Source organism: Neoroseomonas rubea (assembly GCF_016106015.1).
GTDB classification, from domain to species: Bacteria; Pseudomonadota; Alphaproteobacteria; order Acetobacterales; family Acetobacteraceae; genus Neoroseomonas; species Neoroseomonas rubea.
In genome coordinates this window covers 1-18,913 of sequence record NZ_JACADQ010000023.1, presented here as the reverse complement: position 1 = coordinate 18,913, position 18,913 = coordinate 1, and the positions used below count along the sequence as shown (strand labels likewise).

The 18,913-nt window shown below is 69.6% G+C and carries 20 protein-coding genes and 1 tRNA gene; 11 read left to right on the top strand and 10 right to left on the bottom strand.

What is annotated here, in order from left to right; all coding sequences use genetic code 11:
• Positions 1-138: 138 nt before the first annotated feature.
• Positions 139-669 (bottom strand): inorganic diphosphatase, encoded by a 531-nt coding sequence (gene ppa, locus HW577_RS04775; protein ID WP_198374924.1) that lies wholly within the window; start codon positions 667-669, stop codon positions 139-141.
• A gap of 105 nt (positions 670-774) precedes the next feature.
• On the opposite strand from ppa, the gene HW577_RS04770 reads away from it, so the two are divergent.
• The 4 genes from HW577_RS04770 (at position 775) to HW577_RS04755 (ending at position 4,594) form a co-directional block, all read left to right on the top strand.
• Complete coding sequence (locus HW577_RS04770; protein WP_198374923.1) at positions 775-2,028, top strand: M20/M25/M40 family metallo-hydrolase; 1,254 nt, start codon at positions 775-777, stop codon at positions 2,026-2,028.
• Between the two features lie 21 nt (positions 2,029-2,049).
• Positions 2,050-2,122 (top strand) — tRNA-Ile (locus tag HW577_RS04765).
• 119 nt (positions 2,123-2,241) lie between these two features.
• Positions 2,242-3,921: an energy-dependent translational throttle protein EttA gene (gene ettA / locus HW577_RS04760; protein ID WP_198374922.1), complete on the top strand. Its 1,680-nt coding sequence runs from the start codon at positions 2,242-2,244 to the stop codon at positions 3,919-3,921.
• Between the two features lie 154 nt (positions 3,922-4,075).
• Complete coding sequence (locus tag HW577_RS04755) at positions 4,076-4,594, top strand: GNAT family N-acetyltransferase (protein ID WP_198374921.1); 519 nt, start codon at positions 4,076-4,078, stop codon at positions 4,592-4,594.
• On the opposite strand, the gene HW577_RS04750 is transcribed toward HW577_RS04755, so the two are convergent.
• The 4 genes from HW577_RS04750 to HW577_RS04735 all read right to left on the bottom strand — a co-directional run bounded on the left by HW577_RS04750 (position 4,591) and on the right by HW577_RS04735 (position 7,117).
• Positions 4,591-5,085 (bottom strand): hypothetical protein, encoded by a 495-nt coding sequence (locus HW577_RS04750; protein ID WP_198374920.1) that lies wholly within the window; start codon positions 5,083-5,085, stop codon positions 4,591-4,593. The two genes, HW577_RS04755 and HW577_RS04750, sit on opposite strands and share 4 nt — an antisense overlap.
• A gap of 9 nt (positions 5,086-5,094) precedes the next feature.
• On the bottom strand, positions 5,095-5,547 hold the full coding sequence (locus tag HW577_RS04745) for a hypothetical protein (protein ID WP_198374919.1): 453 nt from the start codon (positions 5,545-5,547) through the stop codon (positions 5,095-5,097).
• Positions 5,548-5,630: 83 nt separating this feature from the next.
• Complete coding sequence (locus HW577_RS04740; RefSeq protein ID WP_232474681.1) at positions 5,631-6,263, bottom strand: MlaC/ttg2D family ABC transporter substrate-binding protein; 633 nt, start codon at positions 6,261-6,263, stop codon at positions 5,631-5,633.
• A gap of 35 nt (positions 6,264-6,298) precedes the next feature.
• Positions 6,299-7,117, bottom strand: a complete 819-nt coding sequence (locus HW577_RS04735) for an MlaA family lipoprotein (protein WP_198374917.1) — start codon at positions 7,115-7,117, stop codon at positions 6,299-6,301.
• Between the two features lie 210 nt (positions 7,118-7,327).
• On the opposite strand from HW577_RS04735, the gene metF reads away from it, so the two are divergent.
• The 3 genes from metF to HW577_RS04720 all read left to right on the top strand — a co-directional run bounded on the left by metF (position 7,328) and on the right by HW577_RS04720 (position 9,939).
• Entirely contained in the window at positions 7,328-8,263 is a 936-nt protein-coding gene (metF, locus tag HW577_RS04730) for a methylenetetrahydrofolate reductase (RefSeq protein ID WP_198374916.1), read from the top strand.
• Positions 8,264-8,740: 477 nt separating this feature from the next.
• A complete protein-coding gene (locus tag HW577_RS04725; protein ID WP_198374915.1) occupies positions 8,741-9,160 on the top strand; it encodes a hypothetical protein in 420 nt (139 codons plus the stop codon).
• The gene (locus tag HW577_RS04720; protein ID WP_198374914.1) at positions 9,157-9,939 is read left to right on the top strand and encodes a DUF1828 domain-containing protein; all 783 of its coding nucleotides are present in this window, start codon (positions 9,157-9,159) and stop codon (positions 9,937-9,939) included. Before HW577_RS04725 ends, HW577_RS04720 begins: the two co-directional genes overlap by 4 nt.
• Before the next feature lie 169 nt (positions 9,940-10,108).
• Here the strand turns inward: HW577_RS04720 and HW577_RS04715 are convergent, their stop codons facing one another.
• Positions 10,109-10,984: a hypothetical protein gene (locus tag HW577_RS04715; RefSeq protein ID WP_332837441.1), complete on the bottom strand. Its 876-nt coding sequence runs from the start codon at positions 10,982-10,984 to the stop codon at positions 10,109-10,111.
• Positions 10,985-11,094: 110 nt separating this feature from the next.
• Between HW577_RS04715 and HW577_RS04710 the strand changes: the two genes are divergently transcribed.
• From HW577_RS04710 to HW577_RS04700, 3 genes are all read left to right on the top strand, one after another.
• Complete coding sequence (locus HW577_RS04710) at positions 11,095-11,595, top strand: pentapeptide repeat-containing protein (RefSeq protein WP_332837440.1); 501 nt, start codon at positions 11,095-11,097, stop codon at positions 11,593-11,595.
• 139 nt (positions 11,596-11,734) lie between these two features.
• On the top strand, positions 11,735-13,918 hold the full coding sequence (locus HW577_RS04705; protein ID WP_198374913.1) for an ATP-dependent helicase: 2,184 nt from the start codon (positions 11,735-11,737) through the stop codon (positions 13,916-13,918).
• Entirely contained in the window at positions 13,918-14,844 is a 927-nt protein-coding gene (locus HW577_RS04700) for a 50S ribosomal protein L11 methyltransferase (protein WP_198374912.1), read from the top strand. Before HW577_RS04705 ends, HW577_RS04700 begins: the two co-directional genes overlap by 1 nt.
• Here the strand turns inward: HW577_RS04700 and HW577_RS04695 are convergent.
• The 4 genes from HW577_RS04695 to HW577_RS04680 all read right to left on the bottom strand — a co-directional run bounded on the left by HW577_RS04695 (position 14,828) and on the right by HW577_RS04680 (position 17,912).
• Complete coding sequence (locus HW577_RS04695; RefSeq protein ID WP_198374911.1) at positions 14,828-15,115, bottom strand: flagellar basal body rod C-terminal domain-containing protein; 288 nt, start codon at positions 15,113-15,115, stop codon at positions 14,828-14,830. The genes HW577_RS04700 and HW577_RS04695 overlap by 17 nt on opposite strands.
• A gap of 105 nt (positions 15,116-15,220) precedes the next feature.
• Positions 15,221-16,333 carry an LLM class flavin-dependent oxidoreductase gene (locus HW577_RS04690; RefSeq protein ID WP_198374910.1) on the bottom strand — a complete coding sequence of 371 codons (1,113 nt, stop codon included), beginning with the start codon at positions 16,331-16,333 and terminating at the stop codon, positions 15,221-15,223.
• A 43-nt stretch (positions 16,334-16,376) separates the two neighbouring features.
• The gene (locus tag HW577_RS04685; RefSeq protein WP_198374909.1) at positions 16,377-17,315 is read right to left on the bottom strand and encodes an LCCL domain-containing protein; all 939 of its coding nucleotides are present in this window, start codon (positions 17,313-17,315) and stop codon (positions 16,377-16,379) included.
• A 246-nt stretch (positions 17,316-17,561) separates the two neighbouring features.
• Complete coding sequence (locus HW577_RS04680; protein ID WP_198374908.1) at positions 17,562-17,912, bottom strand: DUF1127 domain-containing protein; 351 nt, start codon at positions 17,910-17,912, stop codon at positions 17,562-17,564.
• A gap of 135 nt (positions 17,913-18,047) precedes the next feature.
• Here HW577_RS04680 and HW577_RS04675 point away from each other — a divergent pair.
• Positions 18,048-18,913: aminopeptidase P family N-terminal domain-containing protein (locus HW577_RS04675; protein WP_332837439.1), on the top strand; the 866-nt coding region annotated here is incomplete at its 3' end.

Genomic DNA, 18,913 nt, shown 5'->3' with positions numbered 1-18,913 from the left:
AAAAGACGCGGTCTCCCGGCCGCATGACGCCCCCCTGCGAAGGGCGGCCACCTGTCTAGAGGGGGAAGGGCTGGGGGCGCAACGGGGGGCGGCGCGCCCTGGCCCCCGCCCGGGGGGCCAGGGCCACGGCCCCGCGCGTCAGGCGGTCCGGGCGCGCTCGATCGCGTCCGTGATCAGCTGCCGGGCCTCGGCCGCGCCGCCCCAGCCGATGAACTTCACCCACTTGCCGGGCTCGAGATCCTTGTAGTGCTCGAAGAAATGCTGGATCTGCTCGATCGTGATCTTCGGCAGGTCCGTGTATTCGTGCACATGCTGGTAGCGCAGCGTCAGCTTGGGCACCGGCACGGCGATGATCTTCTCATCCCCCCCGCCGTCATCCTCCATCTTCATCACGCCGACCGGGCGGACGCGGATCACGGCCCCCGGCACGATGGGCCGGGTATTGGCGACCAGCACGTCGATCGGGTCGCCATCGGCCGAGAGCGTGTGCGGGACGAAGCCGTAATTGCCCGGATAGCGCATCGGGGTGTGCAGGAAGCGATCGACAAAGAGCGTGCCGGCCGCCTTGTCCATCTCGTACTTGATGGGCTCCCCGCCGATCGGGACCTCGATGATCACGTTCACGTCGTTCGGCGGGTCCTTGCCGATCGGGATGGCGTCGATGCGCATGGGGTCTCGCTCCGGCTGCGGGCAGGCGCGGGCCTGTAGCAGAGCGCCCGGATCGGCGGAAGGCATGGGCTTGCGCACCATGCCGGCTGCGCACAGGTTCCCCCCATGAATCCCGCCCGTGCCACCTTCGCCGCCGCCGCCCAGTCCCGCGCGGCGGACACCGTCGCCCTGACCCGCCGGCTGATGGCCGTGCCATCCCCCAACCCGCCGGGCGATGTGCGCGCCTGCGCCGGGGAAGCGGCCGTCATCCTCCGCGCCCTGGCCCCCGAGGCGGAGGTCAGCCTGCACGCCACCTCCCCCGAGGTGACCAACGTCGTGGCGCGCATCGCCGGCGCCGGGCCGGGGCGCGTCCTCGCCTTCAACGGCCATCTCGACACCTATCCGGTGAACGAGGCCCTGCCCTGGACCGTCGACCCGCTGCGCGGCGAGGTGCGGGACGGGCGCCTGTACGGCCGCGGCGCGGCGGACATGAAGGGCGGCATTGCCGCCTCCATCCTCGCCTTCGCGCTGCTCGCGGAACACCGCGCGCATTGGCGGGGGGAGGCGATCCTGACGCTGGCCGGCGACGAGGAGAGCATGGGCCCGCTCGGCACCAAATGGCTGCTCGACCATGTCCCGGGCCTCGCGCAGGCGGGTGCCGTCATCATCGGCGATGCCGGCAGCCCCCGCGTACTGCGCTTCGGGGAGAAGGGCTTCCTCTGGATCGAGGTGGAGGCCGCGGGCCGCGCCGCCCATGGCGCGCATGTGCATCTGGGGGAGAACGCGATCGACCGGCTGCGCGCCGCCCTCGACGCCGTCTCGCGCCTGGTGGACCTGCCGGTCGCCGCCCCGCCCGCCGTCATCGCGGCCATCGCGGATGCCAAGCCGGTCAGCGAGCCGCTCGCAGGCGCGGGGGAGGCGGAGGTGCTGGGCCGCGTGACGGTGAATATCGGGCGGGTGGAGGGCGGAACCGCGCCGAACCTGGTGCCAGCCATCGCGCGCGCCGCCTGCGACATCCGCCTACCCGTGGGCGTCACCTGCGACGCGGCGGAGGCGGCGCTGCATGCGGGGCTCGACTGGCTGCCCGGCATTTCCTGGCGCGTGCTGCGCCGCTTCGAGCCCAACCACACCGACCCCGACGCGGCCATCGTGCGGCTGGCGCACCGGGCGGCGGAGGAGGTGCTGGGCGGCACGGTCGCGGTGAACATGCGCGTCGGCGGGTCGGACGCGCGCTGGTTCCGCATGGCCGGGCTGCCGACCGTGGTCTACGGCCCGACGCCCCACAACATGGGCGGCGCCGACGAATGGGCGGAGATCGCGGAACTCGAGGCCGTGATGCGCGTCCACGCCCTCGCCGCGTTTGATTTCCTCAGCGGCTGAAGGCAATCAGGGGGCCATCATGGGCCTGTAGCTCAATGGTCAGAGCGGACCGCTCATAACGGTTTGGTTGCAGGTTCGAGTCCTGCCGGGCCCATGGTGGCCGCGCCGCGCGCGGACCGCGCCCCGGCGGCGATGCGCGCGCCGTGCCTTGGCGCCGCCCGGCCCGGCCTGTAGAACCGCGCCAACCCTCAGAAACCGCAGGTTGACCGCGCCATGGCCGCCTACCAGTACGTCTACGTCATGAAGGATCTCACCAAGGCCTATCCAGGCGGGCGAGAAGTCTTCAAGGGCATCACCCTGTCCTTCCTGCCGGGGGTGAAGATCGGCGTGCTCGGGCCGAACGGCGCCGGCAAGTCCACGCTGATGCGCATCATGGCGGGCCAGGACAAGGAGTTCGGCGGCGAGGCCTGGGCCGCGGAAGGCGTGCGCGTGGGCTACCTGTCGCAGGAGCCGCACCTCGATCCCGACCTCACGGTCGGCGAGAATGTCCGCCTCGCCTTCGCCGAGCTGAACGCGCAGATGGCGCGCTTCAACGAGATCTCCGAGAAGTTCGCCGAGGAGATGTCGGAAGACGAGATGAACACGCTGCTCGCCGAGCAGGCCGAGCTGCAGGAGAAGATCGACGCCGCGAATGGCTGGGAGATCGACCGCCAGGTCGAGATCGCGCTCGACGCGCTGCGCTGCCCGCCGCCCGAGGCCGCTGTGACCAGCCTTTCGGGTGGCGAGCGCCGGCGCGTGGCACTTTGCCGGCTGCTGCTCGAGAAGCCAGACATGCTGCTGCTGGATGAGCCGACCAACCACCTCGATGCGGAATCCGTCTCGTGGCTGGAGCAGACGCTGAAGGCCTATACGGGCACGGTGCTGATCGTCACCCACGACCGCTACTTCCTCGACAACGTGACGTCGTGGATCCTCGAGGTCGATCGCGGCCGCGGCATTCCGTACGAGGGCAACTACTCCACCTACCTCGAGCAGAAGCGCAAGCGCATGGCGCAGGAGGAACGGGAGGAGAGCGCGCGCCAGCGGCAATTGGCCGAGGAGCGGGACTGGATTGGGCGTAGCCCCTCCGCCCGCCAGGCGAAGTCCAAGGCGCGCATCGCGGCCTATGAGGACTTGCTGCGCAAGTCGCAGGACAAGGCGCCCGACCCGACCGAGATCGCCATCCCGCCGGCGCCGCGCCTGGGCAACACCGTCATCGTCGCCGAGAACCTGTCCAAGGGCTACGGCGACCGGCTGCTGATCGACAACCTCTCCTTCAAGCTGCCGCCGGGCGGCATCGTCGGCGTGATCGGGCCGAACGGCGCGGGCAAGACGACGCTGTTCAAGATGATCATGGGTCGGGAGACGCCCGACGCCGGCTCGCTGGTGGTGGGTGAGAGCGTGCAGCTCGGCTATGTCGACCAGAGCCGCGACAGCCTCGATGACAGCAAGTCCGTCTGGCAGGAGATTTCCGGCGGCGACGACATCATCACCATCGGCAAGCGCAGCGTCGCCTCGCGCGCCTACTGCGCCGCGTTCAACTTCCGCGGCGGCGACCAGCAGAAGCGCGTGGGCTCGCTCTCGGGCGGCGAGCGCAACCGCGTCCACCTCGCGAAGATGCTGAAGAAGGAGCACAACGTGCTCCTGCTCGACGAACCGACCAACGACCTCGACGTGGAAACCCTGCGCGCGCTGGAAAACGCGCTGATGGAATTCGCGGGCTGCGCGGTCATCATCTCGCACGACCGCTTCTTCCTCGATCGGTTGGCCACGCACATCCTGGCCTTCGAGGGCGACAGCCACGTCGAGTGGTTCGAGGGGAACTTCGAGGCCTACGAAGAGGACAAGCGACGTCGACTCGGCGAGCACGCCACCGACCCGCACCGCATCAAGTACAAGCCGCTGGCGCGGTGAGGATGCGTGGGAAGAGGCCGGGGGAGGGAACTCCCCCGGTTTCTCTGCCCGTCACCAGGACAGTCCCGGCGCGCCTGCCGCGACCCTTGCCAACGGACAGAAAAGGGAGGGGGATCGGGGGAGGTTCCCCTCCCCCGACCTTCCTTCGCGCGCCATGACCCTCGCCGCCCTCCGCTCGACACGCCTGCTCACCACCGAGCGCCTGATGCTCATCCCCCCCGGGCGCGAGAACCTCGCCGACCTCATCCGCCTCAAGGGCGATGAGCGCGTCTTCGGCTGGATGCTGCACGGCGTGCGCAGCGCGGAACGTGCGCGGGAGGAGTTGGAGGACGACATCGACTTCTGGGAGGTGCGCGGCTACGGCACCTGGTGCGTCTTCGAGCGCGCGAGCGGCGATTTCCTCGGCATCTGCGGCTTCATGGAGCGGCCGGACGGGCGCGGCGTCGCGCTGCGCTACGCGCTGTGGCCCGAATGCCGTGGCAAGGGCTATGCGCGCGAGGCGGCGCGCGCCGCGCTCGGCTTCGGCCACCGCGCGGGCCTCGCGCGCATCATCGCCGTGGCGCGGGAGGAGAACGAGGCGTCCCGCGCCGTGCTGACTGACATCGGCATGGCCCCGGCCGGCGAGTTCCGCCACCAGGGGCACCGGATGCTGGTGTTCGAGAGCCGGGGCTAGCCCGTCCGCCACCGTCGCCAGGCGACGAGCAGCACGAGGTTGCAGGCGAGCAGCCCGAAGGCGGCCGGCGTCAGGTGATGGAGCGCGCCCTCCCCGGTGAACACGACGAAGGTCCAGGCGATCTTCGCCAGCACCATCGCGTTCACCACCGCCACGCCCCAGGCGAAGGAGCGCCGCCAGAAGGCGATGGCCAGCGCCGCGAGCGTCCCGGGCACGAGCAAGGCGACTGCGATCTTCGCCGGCCCCCAGGGCCCGAGCAGGTAGTCGCGTTCCGCCGCCAGCACCGCGACGGCCATCGGCGATGGCGCAGCGGGCGCGCGGAACCACGCCATGCTGGTCAGCAGCGCGACCAGCGTCAGCAGGATGCCGGCGAGGCTCCTGCGCCAGGCGAACCAGCAATAGGGCAGCAGGAAGAAGGGCCTGATCCACCAGCTCCACTCGTTGTGGTGCCGTGCCCAGGCCCAGGCGGCGAGGTCCTCGACCGCGCCCATGCGCGGCGCCTAGTCCAGCGTCTGCGGCCAGCCGATGAAGATGCCGATGTCGCCCGGCATGCCGCCGGGGAAGTCGATGACGCGGGCCGAGAAGGTGAAGCCGCCCGGCTTCAGGTCGCGGTCCCACCACTCATAGACCTTGTGCATCACGCCCGGCAGCGTGTCCTGCCAGCCATCGAGGTGGTTGTTGATGCGCCGCCCGCCATCCTCGCAGAGCACGGAGGGGAACTTCACCAGCATCAGCTCGCGCTCGCCGGCCTCGAAGGCGCGGCGGATGCGGCCGAGGGCCCGTTCCCGGTCCTCCTCCGTGATCTGGTAGGTCTGCACGCGGTCGGAGAAGGCGGCGAGCTCGGCCTTCTTCTGCGCTTCCGCCTCCTCGGCCTCGGCGCGCCGGCGGGCTGCGGCGGCGGCCTTCGCCGCGAACAGGTCCTTGAGGCTGAGGCTGGGCGTCTGGTCGGCCATGGGCGGCATTCCCTTCACGAAACATGGCGAGGCTACGCGCGCGAAAGCGTGACCTGCCTTGATCCGCGTCAAGACGCTGCCGGTCAGCCCCGCCCTTCGCGTGCCGCCAGCTGCGCGATCTGGTTGCGCATCGCCTCCAGCAGCGAGGCCACGCGCCCGCCATTGCGCTGGATCACCGCCGAATACTCGCTGCGCGTCGTCAGCCGCAGCGACGTCCCCTCGGCGATCACGTCCACCACGCGGGGCTGGCCGCCCACCTCGCTCACCCGCCAGTCGAGCGAGAAGGCCGGCGTGTTCGGCCGCTCGATGATGGTGTTCACCAGCGCGTCCTCCTCCGTCCGCTGCTGGCTGCGCCCGAGCGAGAATTTCACGCCCCGGTACTCCCCGAAGCGGGCCGAAAGGTTGCGCACGATGATGTCGTCGAACAGCCGGTTGTATTCGGCGAGCTCGGCCGGGTTCGCCTGGCGCACATAGCGGCCGAGGATGAAGCGGCCCGTGCCTTCGATGTCGATGGTCCGGCGCAGGATGGCGCCGACCCGGTCCCGCCGCGCCGGCAGGTCGAGCCTCGGGTCGTTGATCGCCGCAACCAGCTCGTTGCCCGCCTGCTGGATGAAGGCGGTCGCGCGGTTGAGGTCGACCTCGGCCCGCGCGCCGCGGGGCAGCACCGCCAGCCCGGCGGCGAGGAAGGGGAGGGGGAGGAAGGTCCTGCGGTCCATGGCGCGAATATGGGTCCGAGTTGGGCGATTCGAAGTCATCGGCGCGTCTCCGGAGGGGCGGGCTGGGTGACGCCCTGGCCGAAGCCGGTGACACCGGCCGGCGCGACGGCGCGTCCCCCGTCCTCGCGGTTCTCGATCTCGAAGGCCCGGCGCTGGCGATAGGCCGAGCGGATCGTGCTGTAGGGGTCGAGCGAGGTCGCCCGCACCTGGTCGATCGGCTCCAGCACCGCCTCGCGCGTATCGACGACGGTCAGGCCGAGCCGCGTCCATCCGGCGGCATCGACCGCCGCCCCCTGGCCCAGCCAGGTCAGCGGGTTGATCGCGAAATCCACCCCCTGGCCGGCGAGGTCGCGCGGGGAGGAAGGCCCGAGCAGCGGGACGAACATGTAGAAGCCCTCGCCCAGGCCCCAGACGGCGAGCGTCTGGCCGAAATCCTCGGAATGGCCGGGCACGCCCCATTCGCGGGAGACATCGAGGATGCCGCCCAGGCCGAGCGTGGAATTGACCATGAACCGCCCGAGCGTGATCCGCGCCCGGCTGATGTTGCCCTGCATCAGGTCGTTGGCGAGGATGACCGGCGCGCGGAGATTGCCCAGCAGGTTGCGGATGCCGTTGCGCACCGGCTGGGGCAGGATGTCGCGATAGGCCTCGGCCACCGGTTGCAGCACGAAGCGGTCCGCCACCTCATGCACCTCGAACAGGGCGCGGTTGGCGGGCTCGAAGGGGTCGTTCGCCTCCCGGAACTCGGCCAGCGCCTCGGGATCGTCCGCGGGCGGACGGGTGGCGCAGGCGGCGGCGAGGAGGACGGCGGCGAGCGCGGTCGCGCGCAGCAGGCCGTGTCGGACGGGCGGCATGGGCGCGCCATACAATGTCTCGGGCACCGTTGGAACCGTTCTGTGGCCTGGGGTTGTTTCGCGAAGCACACAGGCCACTCTAACGGGAGACGGTTGGCCCGCGATGAATCGTTGCGTGCCCTGCTGTGACGAAACCTTGCCAGCGTGGCGCGGACGGGCGAGAGACGCCGCCGCGCCCGATCCGGCGCGAGCGAACGGGAATTGCGCGCGATGAACCACACCACCACCGGCACGCTGGCCCGCTGGCTGACCGGCCCGCGCTTCTCCAGCCTGCCGGCGCCGGCGGAGATGCCGCCGCCGCGCCTGTCCTTCGAATTCTTCCCGCCGAAGAACGACAAGCTCGAGGAGCAGCTTTGGGCCTGCATCCGGCGGCTCGAGCCGCTGGCGCCGCGCTTCGTTTCCGTCACCTACGGGGCGGGCGGATCGACCCAGGAACGGACGCATTCGACCGTCGCGCGGCTGGTCTCCGAGACCTCCCTGACGCCCGCCGCGCACCTGACCTGCGTCGCCGCGACGCGGGAGGAAGTGGACGCCGTCGCCCGTCGCTACTGGGAGGCCGGGGTGCGGCACATCGTCGCCCTGCGCGGGGACCCGCCGGCGGGTGCCAGCCAGTACACCCCCCACCCCGGCGGCTACGCCCAGGCGGAGGACCTGGTGCGCGGGCTGAAGCGGATCGGGGATTTCGACATCAGCGTCGGCGCCTATCCCGAGACCCATCCGGCCGCACTCTCGGCCGATTCGGACCTCGATTTCCTCAAGCGGAAGATCGATGCCGGGGCGAACCGGGCCATCACCCAGTACTTCTTCGACACGGAAACCTACCTCCGCTTCCTCGACCGCTGCCTGGCCAAGGGCATCACCGTGCCGATCGTGCCGGGCATCCTGCCGGTGTCGAACTTTGCCCAGGTTACGAAGTTCTCGGCCATGTGCGGCGCCTCCGTCCCCGCCTGGATGGGCAAGCTGTTCGAGGGGCTGGAGGAGGATGTGGAGACGCGCCGCATGGTCGCGGCCGTGGTCGCGGCCGAACAGGTGCGGCTGCTGCAGGCGAACGGGGTGGACGAATTCCACTTCTACACGCTGAACCGGCCGGACCTGACCTACGCCATCGCGCATATCCTGGGCGCGCGGCCGAAGGCGGCGGGCTGAGGCCGGGCGGGCGCGGTGGGCGGGGCGGAATCCGCGCCCGCCAGTTTCGGACAAATTCGGTGGGGTGGGGGTTCTGGGATTGATGTCCTGGGAGGCCATCCCCTGGTCGATGCGCGTTTCGGACAAATTCCGCGCGCGGGGGCGTGGGCGGGTTTCGGACAATTTCCCCGGGGCGGGGCGCGGGGGCGTTTCGGACAAAATCGCGGCGCGCATGGCGGCAGGGCCGCCGGCGAGGGTCTCGCGGGCGCATCGGGCCGGGCTGTGGCGGACGCATGGGCGCATCGGCCGGGGACCTCCTGCTGAGAGGCAGGATACGCCACTTAGGTAATTGTGGCAACGAAAATATTCCTAGATCACTCTTTGGATACCGTCTGGACGCGATCGTGTTGAGGTCGCTACGTTTAATCTGTGAGGCTCCGCAACGTCATCCTAGCGACTAAAGAAAACCTGACCCTAGGGCCGTGGGCGCATGGCAAGATGCCGCGCGCAGCATTTCCGCTCTCCAAATCCGGCAACAAGACATACCGTCTCGGAAACCGGCGATGGCGCATTGTGACTTTTGATGCCTCCGGTGCCAGCTTTCGGCTTCTCATCAACTACTCGGCCCCGCTTGGTCAGTACCAAGCCATTTTGGGGCTCACTGATGGAGGCGATACGAGGGTCGTCGCAAGCTTCGAGAAGCACCCCGACCATAAGGGCTGGCATGTTCACGCCACGTGCGGCCCCTTAAGCGACGTGCCGGCCGGCATTCATCGCGGCCCATGGGTAAGGAACTTGAATCGCGCGCAGCGCGCCAGCCAGCCCGATCCTGCAACAATGAGCGATGAGGCGGCGTTTGCTGTTGCTCGTCGCTTCTTTAGGCTAGATAACGTGCCGCCGTTTGGATTGGTGCCATGAAGGACGAGCTTTGCCGTGCCTTCTGCGACAACCTGATCGTTGAGAGGGTCCCTGCTGGCCTTGCAGTCACGACAGGCTTCAGGGGTGTTTCAGGCGAGCCATTGATGTTCTACATCATCGGGCCGGACGCGGCCGGCGCGTGGCGCTTGCAGGACGATGGAACGACAATCCCATACATTGAGGCCGCCGGCGCCGATTTGGGAAATGGAGCGCGCGCCGACACGTTCCAGACTCTCCTGCGCGACTACGAGGCGACTTACGACGAGCAGAGCGGAGAGCTTTCGATTGAAGCACTTCGCGAAGAAATTGTTGCGACCGCCGCCCTGCGTTTCATAGCTCTATTGTTGCGCGTGCAGGAATTACTTCAGACTACGCGAGAGAAGGCAGAAGCGGTTTGGGTTGAAGAAGCACGAAAATCCTTGGAGCGTGCAGTGGCTGGCCGTGCGCGGATTGAATATGAGACCTCAGTCGAGCCCGATCTGAACGAGTGGCCTGCGGACGTCGTGCTTCGTGCGGCTAAAAGACCTCCGGTTGCGCTTTTTTTCGGAACAAGCCCCACAAAGGCGTACGAAGCCCTACTTCTAAATTCGACCGCTCGATATCAATTGCGCAAGAAAGTCATCGTTGTGTTATTGCTTGAAAATGATAGAGCGCTTACACAAAAACTTCGCCAGCGAGCGGACAATAGTATTGTAGTTCCCCGATTTCGTGGCGCAGAATGGGATGCGGTAGGGAGAATCGCTGAAGAGACGCTTGGTGAGCGTCCGCAAGTGCACTGAGTCGAATGAAGAAATAGATGATCTTGTGAAATAAGGCATGAATAATCGAGTTCCGTTTATTTTACATTTAATTTTTTGGCTCAATCGTGGATGAGGGATCTTCTTGTGTAAGGGATTTGGGGCTGTGTGTCCCGTGTATCGGGGGCAACAGAAGATAATGTCCGCCCCGCTACCCCGCCCTGATCCGCCCATACACCGGCCGCAGCAGGAACGGGCTCAGGAACAACGGGAACTGGCACAGGGCAAAAAACAGCAGAATCCGCTCATCCGTCGCCGCCGGCAGCACCGCCAGGAACAGCGCCATGTTCCGGTTGCCCGCCAGCAGCCCCCCCGCCAGCGCCACCCGCCGCCCCGCGGCCAGGAACGCCAGCGCCGTCACGACGTTCATCCCGAAATTGCCCGCGAACGCCAGCGCCAGCCCGCCCATCACCCAGGCGGGTTCGGCCAGCAGCTTCGCCAGCATCCCGTCCATCACGCCGAAGCCGTACAGCACCACCAGCCACACCACGGAGCCATCGACCGCAGGCCCGAAGCGCGCCAGCGTCGCCGGTGCGACCATCCGCCGGATGGCGATGGACAGCAGCAGCGGCAGCCCCACCACCAGCGCCAGCCGCGCCATCAGCCCCTGCAGCGATATCGCGAGGTCGATCCCCATCAGCCCGAGGGCCAGCGGCGGTGCGGTGAAGGGCACCAGCAGCGTGGTGATGACGGCAACGACCAGGCTGATCTCCCCATCCAGCCCCACCAGCCGTGCGAAGGCGGGGGAGGAGGTGGCCGCGCAGCCCATCGCGCTGATCACCAGCGCCGCGCCCAGCGGCCCATCCAGCCCCGCCGCCATCGCGACCGCATAGGTCAGCACCGGCAGGACCAGCAGCAGCCAGGCGGACAGTGCCGCGACCAGCACCGGCCGCCGCAGATAGGCGACGACCTGCGCAAGATCGACGCGCAGCAGCACCAGCGTCATCAGCCCCGCGACGGTGATGGTCACCACATCCCGGAACAGCGCCGCCAGCGGCGGGACGAGCAGCCCCACGAAGATGCCCACCGCGAGCAGCGTGCCGCCCTGACGGGCGGACCATTCCAGGAAGCGCAGGGGCGACAGGGCGGCGGGACCGGCGGTTGGAGGGAGGCCCCACAGCTTCTATATCCCGCAGCGTGCACACGCCATCCTCGCTTCTCATGCTCCTCGCGGGGCTGGTCCTCACCGCAACCCCGGTCCTCGCCGGCTGCACCGACCCACCCGCGCCCGGGGTGGAGTGGCGGCGCTGCCTGCTCGACCAGGCGGAACTGGCCGATGCGGACCTGACGCGCGCGCATCTGCGCGATGCCTCCTTCCAGCGCGCCACCCTGACGGGCGCGAAGCTGATCGAGGCGGATGCGATCGAGGCGCGCTTCGTCTCCGCCGACCTGACGAACGCGGACCTCTCGCGCGCCAACCTGCGCTCGGTCGATTTCACGCGCGCGATCATGCGCGGGGCGACGCTCGCGGGGGCCGACCTGCGGCGGTCGACTCTGTTCCGCGCGGATCTGAGCGAGGCGGACCTTACGGGTGCGAACCTCGCCGGCGCGAACATGTCCGGCGCGCTGCTGGGCGGGGCGCGCTGGACGGATGGGCGGCGTATCTGTGCCGCGGGTTCCGTGGGGAATTGCCAGTAGGCGGGGGAGTGAACTCCCCCGTGCCCCCTCCTTCTTTTTCCGTTGGCAAGCCAGCGCGGATGCGACAGTTGCGACCCATGCCCACAGACAAAAAAGGGAGGGGGTTCGGGGGAGGTTCCCCTCCCCTGACCTTGATCCAATGACGGATTACCTCGACCGCCTGAACCCCGAACAGCGCGCCGCGGTGGAAGCCGTGGACGGCCCCTTGCTGGTGCTCGCCGGCGCCGGCACCGGCAAGACGCGCGTTCTGACCACGCGCTTCGCGCACATCCTGCTGCAGGGGAAGGCCTTCCCGTCGCAGGTGCTGGCCGTGACCTTCACCAACAAGGCGGCGCGGGAGATGCGGGAGCGCGTCGCCGCCATCCTCGGCCAGCCGGCGGAAGGCCTGTGGCTCGGCACCTTCCACGCGCTCGCTGCGCGCATGCTGCGCCGGCATGCGGAGGAGGTGGGGCTGACGTCGAACTTCACCATCCTCGACACCGACGACCAGGCGCGGCTGCTCAAGCAGGTGATGGAAGCGGCGAACATCGACACCAAGCGCTGGCCGCCGAACGGGATGATGGGCGTGATCCAGCGCTGGAAGGATCGCGGCCTGTCGCCGGAGGCGGTGACGCCCGCCGAGGATTCCGACTATGCGAACGGGCGCGGCACGGAACTGTACGCGGCGTACCAGGATCGGTTGAAGGCGCTCAACGCCTGCGACTTCGGCGATTTGCTGCTGCATGTGGTCACGCTGCTGCGCACCAAACCCGACATCCTGGCGGAGTATCACCGCCGCTTCCGCTACATCCTGGTGGACGAGTACCAGGACACGAACCTGGTGCAGTACTACTGGCTGCGGCTGCTCGCGCAGGCGCACCGGAACATCTGCTGCGTCGGGGATGACGACCAGTCGATCTATTCCTGGCGAGGCGCGGAGATCGAGAACATCCTCCGCTTCGAGAAGGATTTCCCCGGTGCCGCGATCGTGCGGCTGGAGAGCAACTACCGCTCGACGCGCCACATCCTCGCCGCCGCTTCGGGGCTGATCGCGAAGAACACCGGGCGGCTGGGCAAGACGCTGCGCAGCGGGCGCGCGGATGCGGAAGGGGAGAAGGTGCGCGTCGTCTCGCTGTGGGACAGCGAGGAGGAGGCGCGCATGGTGGGCGAGCGGATCGAGGCCGCGCGCCGGTCGGGCACCTCGCTGGGAGAGATCGCGATCCTGGTGCGCGCCGGCTTCCAGACGCGCGCCTTCGAGGAAAGGCTGATCCTGCTCGGCCTGCCCTATCGCGTGGTGGGTGGTGCGCGCTTCTACGAACGGCAGGAGATCCGCGACGCGCTCGCCTATTTCCGGGTGATGGCGCAGCCGGCCGATGACCTCGCCTTCGAGCGGATCGTGAACGTGCCCAAGCGCGGCCTGGGCGACACGGCGATGCGCGAGATGCATGCGATCGCGCGGGCGGAGGGCATCCCTCTCAGCCTCGCCGCCGCGCGCGCGCTGGAGACAGGCGCGATCAAGCAGGCCAAGGCGCGGGAGGCGCTGCGCGAATTGCTGCAGGGCTTCGAGCGCTGGCGCGCCATGCTGCCCGCGGAAGGCCATGTGGTGATGGCCGCGACGCTGATCGACGAGTCCGGCTACGCGGCGATGTGGCAGCAGGACAAGTCGCCCGAGGCGCCGGGGCGGCTCGACAACCTCAAGGAGCTCGTGCGCGCGATGGGCGAGTTCGAGAGCCTGGCCGGCTTCCTCGAGCACGTCGCGCTGGTGATGGAGAATGACGAGGCGGCGGAGGGCGAGCGCTGCTCGCTGATGACGCTGCACGCGGCCAAGGGCCTCGAGTTCGACATGGTGTTCCTCCCCGGGTGGGAGGAAGGGTTGTTCCCCTCCCAGCGCAGCCTGGACGAGGGCGGGGAGAAGGCGCTCGAGGAGGAACGGCGGCTCGCCTATGTCGGCATCACGCGCGCGCGGCGCGTGGCCGTCATCAGCCATGCGGCGAACCGGCGCATCTACGGCAACTGGACCTCGTCCATCCCGTCGCGCTTCCTTGATGAATTGCCGCCGAATGAGGTCGTGGTCGAAGGCGGGGCGCAGCGGGAAGCGCGCAGCCATTCGGTCTTCGCCGGCGGCGGGCTGTTTGCGCAGCGCCCGCGGCGGACCATCGAGGCCGGCGCGTGGGAGGTGAAGGAACGCCCGGCCAAGGAAGGCGCCTTCCAGGTCGGCGAACGCGTCTTCCACCAGAAGTTCGGCTATGGCCGGATCACCGCGATCGAGGAGAACCGCCTCGACATCGCCTTCGAGAAGGCGGGGCAGAAGCGGCTGCTCGACAGTTTCGTGGAGAAGACGTGATGCGGCCTTCCGGTCCCGATGCGCCTGGCGCGCTGTCCCGCCGTCGGGCGGAACCGCTGGAGGCGCTGGTCATCGATGGCCTGCCGGAACACGCCGTGCCGGTCTTCGAGGCGGCGCTCGAGCAGGTCTGCACCACCGTCGCCTATTTCCGCGACGAGCCGACCGACACCTGGCGCGTGGAAGGCGTGCGCGAAGCCGGCGCGCATGAGGATGAGCTCGAAGCGGCTCTTGCCCTGGCCGCCGCGGTCGCGGGCATCGACCCGCCGGCGGTGCAGGTCGCGCCCGTGGAAGCGGAAGGCTGGCTCGCCCGCACCGTGCAAGCCTTCCCGGAAATGCCGGTCGGGCGGCGCTTCCTGATCCGGCCGACGCATGTGCCGGACCCGGTCACGCACGGGCGCATCGTGCTGAAGCTGGATGCGGGGCTGGCCTTCGGCTCGGGGGAACATGCCTCGACCCAGGGCTGCCTGATGGCCTTCGAGCGCGTGGCGCATCGCCGGCCGCGTTCCATCTGCGACCTCGGCAGCGGCTCGGGCATCCTGGCGATGGCCGCGGCGAAGTCCGGGCCCTGCCGCGTGCTGGCGACGGACATCGAGCCCTGGTCGGTCCGCGTCTGCGACCAGAATGCGCGGATGAACGGGCTGGGGCCGCGGCGGATGCGCAGCATCCTCGCCGATGGCTGGAAGCCGCGGTCGATGAAGGGCGTGCGCTACGAGCTGATCTTCGCGAACATCCTCGCGCGGCCGCTCTGCGCCATGGCGCGGGAGTTGGCGCTGCACCTCGCCCCCGGCGGCACGGCGATCCTGGCGGGGCTGCTGGGCACCCAGGCGCGGATGGTGCTCGCCGCGCACCGGCGGCAGGGGCTGGTGCTGGAACGGCGGATCGATGTCGGGCCGTGGACGACGCTGGTGCTCAGGCGCCGCGGCTGAGAAGGCTGCGCTGCGCCTCATCCGCGATGCGCAGGGCCTTCGCGTTCGCCTCATAGGTGCGGCGTGCGACGATCGCGTCGACCATCGCGCGCTCCATCTCCCCGCTCGCCTGGGCGGCGGTCAGGCCTTCATTGCCGGTGGGCGGGGCGGGGGAGGGATCGCTGCCGCGCGCCGTCGCGGGCGTCGGCGCGGCGATGGTGGCCGCGGCGCGGTCCATGCGTTCGCCCGCGCGCTGGAGACCCTGGACGGAGGCGGAGATTGCGACCTGCATCGTCCCATGCTGCGCGCCGAACCTGAATCATCGGTTAACGCGCGCGAGTGATGCCAACGTGCCGGTGCCTGAGGGCGGATCGACCACGATCCGCGGCAGCTCGCATCACTCCGCCGCGCGCGCCGTCGCATCCGCATGCTGGCGCAGCCGCGGCATCACCTCCTCCGCCAGTCGCCGCATGGTCTCGGCTTCCCATTCCGCGTTCACGCCGGACCAGTCGAGCCCCGGCATCAGCAGATGGCCGAAGGGCCCGGCTTCGTCGCGCAGCGCCACCAGCCGGTCGAGCACGGTCCGCGGGCTGCCGGCGATCACGCAGGCCTCGATCATGTCCTCTGGCGTCGCGCTCATCGGGTCCATCTCCTCCCGCGGCGTCATGGTGCCGGCGAGGCCGGCGCGCTTCGCTAGGCTGCCGAGATAGTCGAAGTAGTAGCGCGTCGCGCCCTCCGGCGCGGTGGCGCGCGCGCGGGCTTCGGCATCGCTTGCGGCGATGACCATGTTGCGCGCGACGCGCCATTTTGCGCCATCCACGGGACGGCCGGCCTCGGCCAGGCCCTTCGCCATGCTGCGCCAGTGGCCGGACAGCACGCGGTGCGCGACGAAGTTCGCGCTGATCACGCCCCAGCCGCGCGCGGCCGCCACCGTCACGCCATAGGAGTCCGGCTGGCGCGCCGAGATGTGGATGGAAGGCCCGCCCGGCTGGAAGGGCTTCGGCATGTATCCCACGCCGTAGTCGGGCAGCACGGTGCGGCTCAGGCGGATCGGCCAGGTCGCGCCGGGAATGTCGTAGGGCGGGCCGCCGGCCCAGATCGCCTCGATCGTCGCGATCGATTCCAGCATGCGCTTGCCGCGTTCCATCGGCGCGATGTCGCCGAACAGCTCGAAGTCCGAGGCGAGGCCGCCCGCGCCGATGCCGAGCATCAGCCGGCCCTGCGACATGTGGTCGAACTGCGCGACTTCCGCCGCGACGATCGCCGGATGGTGGTTCGGCAGGTTGATCACGCCCGTGCCGAAGGTCAGCCGCGTGCGGTGCGCGAGGCCCGCCATGAACATCAGCGGCGAGGCGATGGGCTCGGAGGTCGCGGAGAAATGTTCCCCCACCCACAGCTCGTCGAAGCCCAGCCGGTCGGCCAGCAGCGACTTCTCCGTATCCTCGGCCAACGTCTCATGCATCGGGCGCTGCGGGGGGTGCAGCGGCATCATGAACAGGCCGAGGCGCATCGGATGGAATCCCCGCGTGGAAAGACCGGGGAAGGCTATGCCCTCAGCGCCGGAAGGAGAAGGAGGCGCCGTAGGGCCCGAAGCGCAGCGAGGTAATGCCATTGGCGGTGGAGGGGAAATACTCGTCCTGCCCGGCCAGGACGACGATGCTCACCGGGCCGCCCTCCGGCCCGATCACCCCGGAATGCCGGGCGGCGCGGCAGATCGCGCTGTCGGCGGTGAAGATGCCGGTGCCGTAGATGTCGCCGGTCGCCACCTGGGCGGCGCTGCACCGGCAGGCGAGGTCTTCCGTCCGGCCCTCGAAATCCGCCGGGCAGGCGGGCAGGGCGGCGGCCGGCGCCTGGCGCGGGAGCGCGCCGGAGGCCGGGGCCAGGGTGAAGGAGGCGCGCCAGGGCCCGTAATTGGTCGTGGTAATCCCGTTCGCCGCGCTGCCGCGATAGGCCTGCTGGCCCGGTGCCGGGGAGACGATGACGGTACCGCCGCCGGGCAGGATGACGCCCGCATGGATGGCGGCACGGCAGATGCGGCTGTCGGTCGTGTAGGTGCCGGTGCCCCAGACCGCGCCGATCCGCCCCGCCTCGGCCGTGCAGGTACAGGTCATCGGCACGGGCTCGTTCTCGAAGGTTTCGGGGCAGGTGGGGACCGCCGCGACGCTGAAGGAGGCCGGCCAGGGACCGTAGTTCAAGGTCGTGACGCCATTCGCCGCGGTGCCGGTGTAGCTGGGATGGCCGGGCGCCGGGCTGACGAGCACGACGCCGCCCGAGGCCGGGATCGCGCCGCCATGCAGGGCGGCGCGGCAGATGCGGCTGTCGGTGGTGTAGTCCCCGGTCCCCCAGACCTGGCCGGAGGCCGCGGCCTCGGCCGCGCAGGTGCAGGCCAGGGGGGCCGATTGCGCCTGGAAGTCGGCGGGGCAGGGGGATTGCGCCGCGGCGGGGGCGGCAAGAAGCAGCAGTCCGAGAAGGACGAACAGGTGTCGGTGCATGGCGGTGATCCCGAGGAGACGGGCACACTAGAGCAATATCCGATCAGCCGGGAGCGGCTGATCGGATTTCTTGCTCCAGAAACCATTGATCCTACAGCACGAAATCCGATCACACTGATTCAGTGTGATCGGATAGTGCTGTAGCGCAATATCCGTCTGGCCCTCATCCCCCATCGGATGGTGGCGCGGGCCGGCAGGCACCGGCAGGCACCGCGGCGGGACCGAAGCCCCGCCGCACGCAGCGGTTCAGGCGGCGCGGCGCTGCTGGTCGTTCGCCGGGCGGGGCGCGTACCCTGGCTCGAAGACCCGGCCGATGTCGAGGCGGGTCATGCCGATATCGGTCAGTTCCCGGTCCGAGAGCTGGCGCAGCGCGCGATAGGTCTCGATGCGCGCCGGGAAGTCCCGGACCGCGCCGGCCAGCGTGGCGACGAAGCGCCACGTGCCGGTCACGGCGCGGCGCAGCGTGTCGGCCACCGCGGCGTCGCGCGCGGCGATGGCGGCGAGGCGGATGCGCTCCACCTCCGCGACGCGGGGGCTTTCGAGGGTGGTGGCGGGCAGCAGGAGAGCGGCCTCGGCCTTGGTGATGCGGGCGTCCATGATAGGTTTCCTTGGGTGGCGGCTCGGCCCGTTCCGGCGCCGGGCCGCCTGTCAGGCCCGTCATGTAGATGCATCGAGGACACAGGTAATGCGTGAAGGTCACGCCTGAGATATGCGCGAGAAGCATGGTTTCCTGTGGATGAATGCAACTTTGCGGTAACAAGGATCACGAAACTGTCCCCCTCCGACCGCCTCGCCGCCCTCCGCGCCCGCCTCGCCGCGGCCGGCGTCCAGGGCTTCATCATCCCCCGCTCCGACGAGCATCTCGGCGAATACGTCCCGCCCTCGGCCGAACGCCTCGCCTGGCTCACCGGATTCACGGGCTCCGCCGGCATGGCCATCGTCCTGCCCGACCGCGCCGCCGTCTTCACCGATGGCCGCTACACGCTGCAGGTGCGCGACCAGACGGACCCCGCGCTCTGGGACTGCCGCCACATCACAGAGGAACCGCCCGCCGCCTGGCTGAAGCAGCACGCCGCGGGGCTTTCCATCGGCTACGACCCCTGGCTGCACGCCGGGCCCGCCATCGAGCGGCTGTCCACGCCCGGCGTCACCTTCGTCCCGCTGCCCGGCAACCCGCTCGACGCCGCCTGGGCCGACCGCCCCGCGCCGCCCATGGCGCAAGCCGTGCCGCATCCCATCGACTTCGCCGGCAAGACGGCCGAGGAGAAGCGCAACGAGGCCGCCGCCACGCTGCGCGAGGCCGGGGAGGAGGCGGCGATCCTCGCCGACGCGCATTCGCTCGCCTGGCTGCTCAACATCCGTGGCGGGGATCTCGCCCACACGCCGCTCGCCCTCGGCTTCGCGCTGCTGCAGGCCGATGCGCGCGTCGACCTGTTCATGGCGCCGGAGAAGGTGCCGCCCGAGACCCGCGCGCATCTCGGCAACGCCGTCACCGTCCGCCCGCGCGCGGAACTGCCCGCCGCGATCGACGCGCTGGCCGGCCGGCGCGTGCGGCTCGACGCCGAGGCGACGCCCGCCTGGTTCGCCGACCGCCTGCG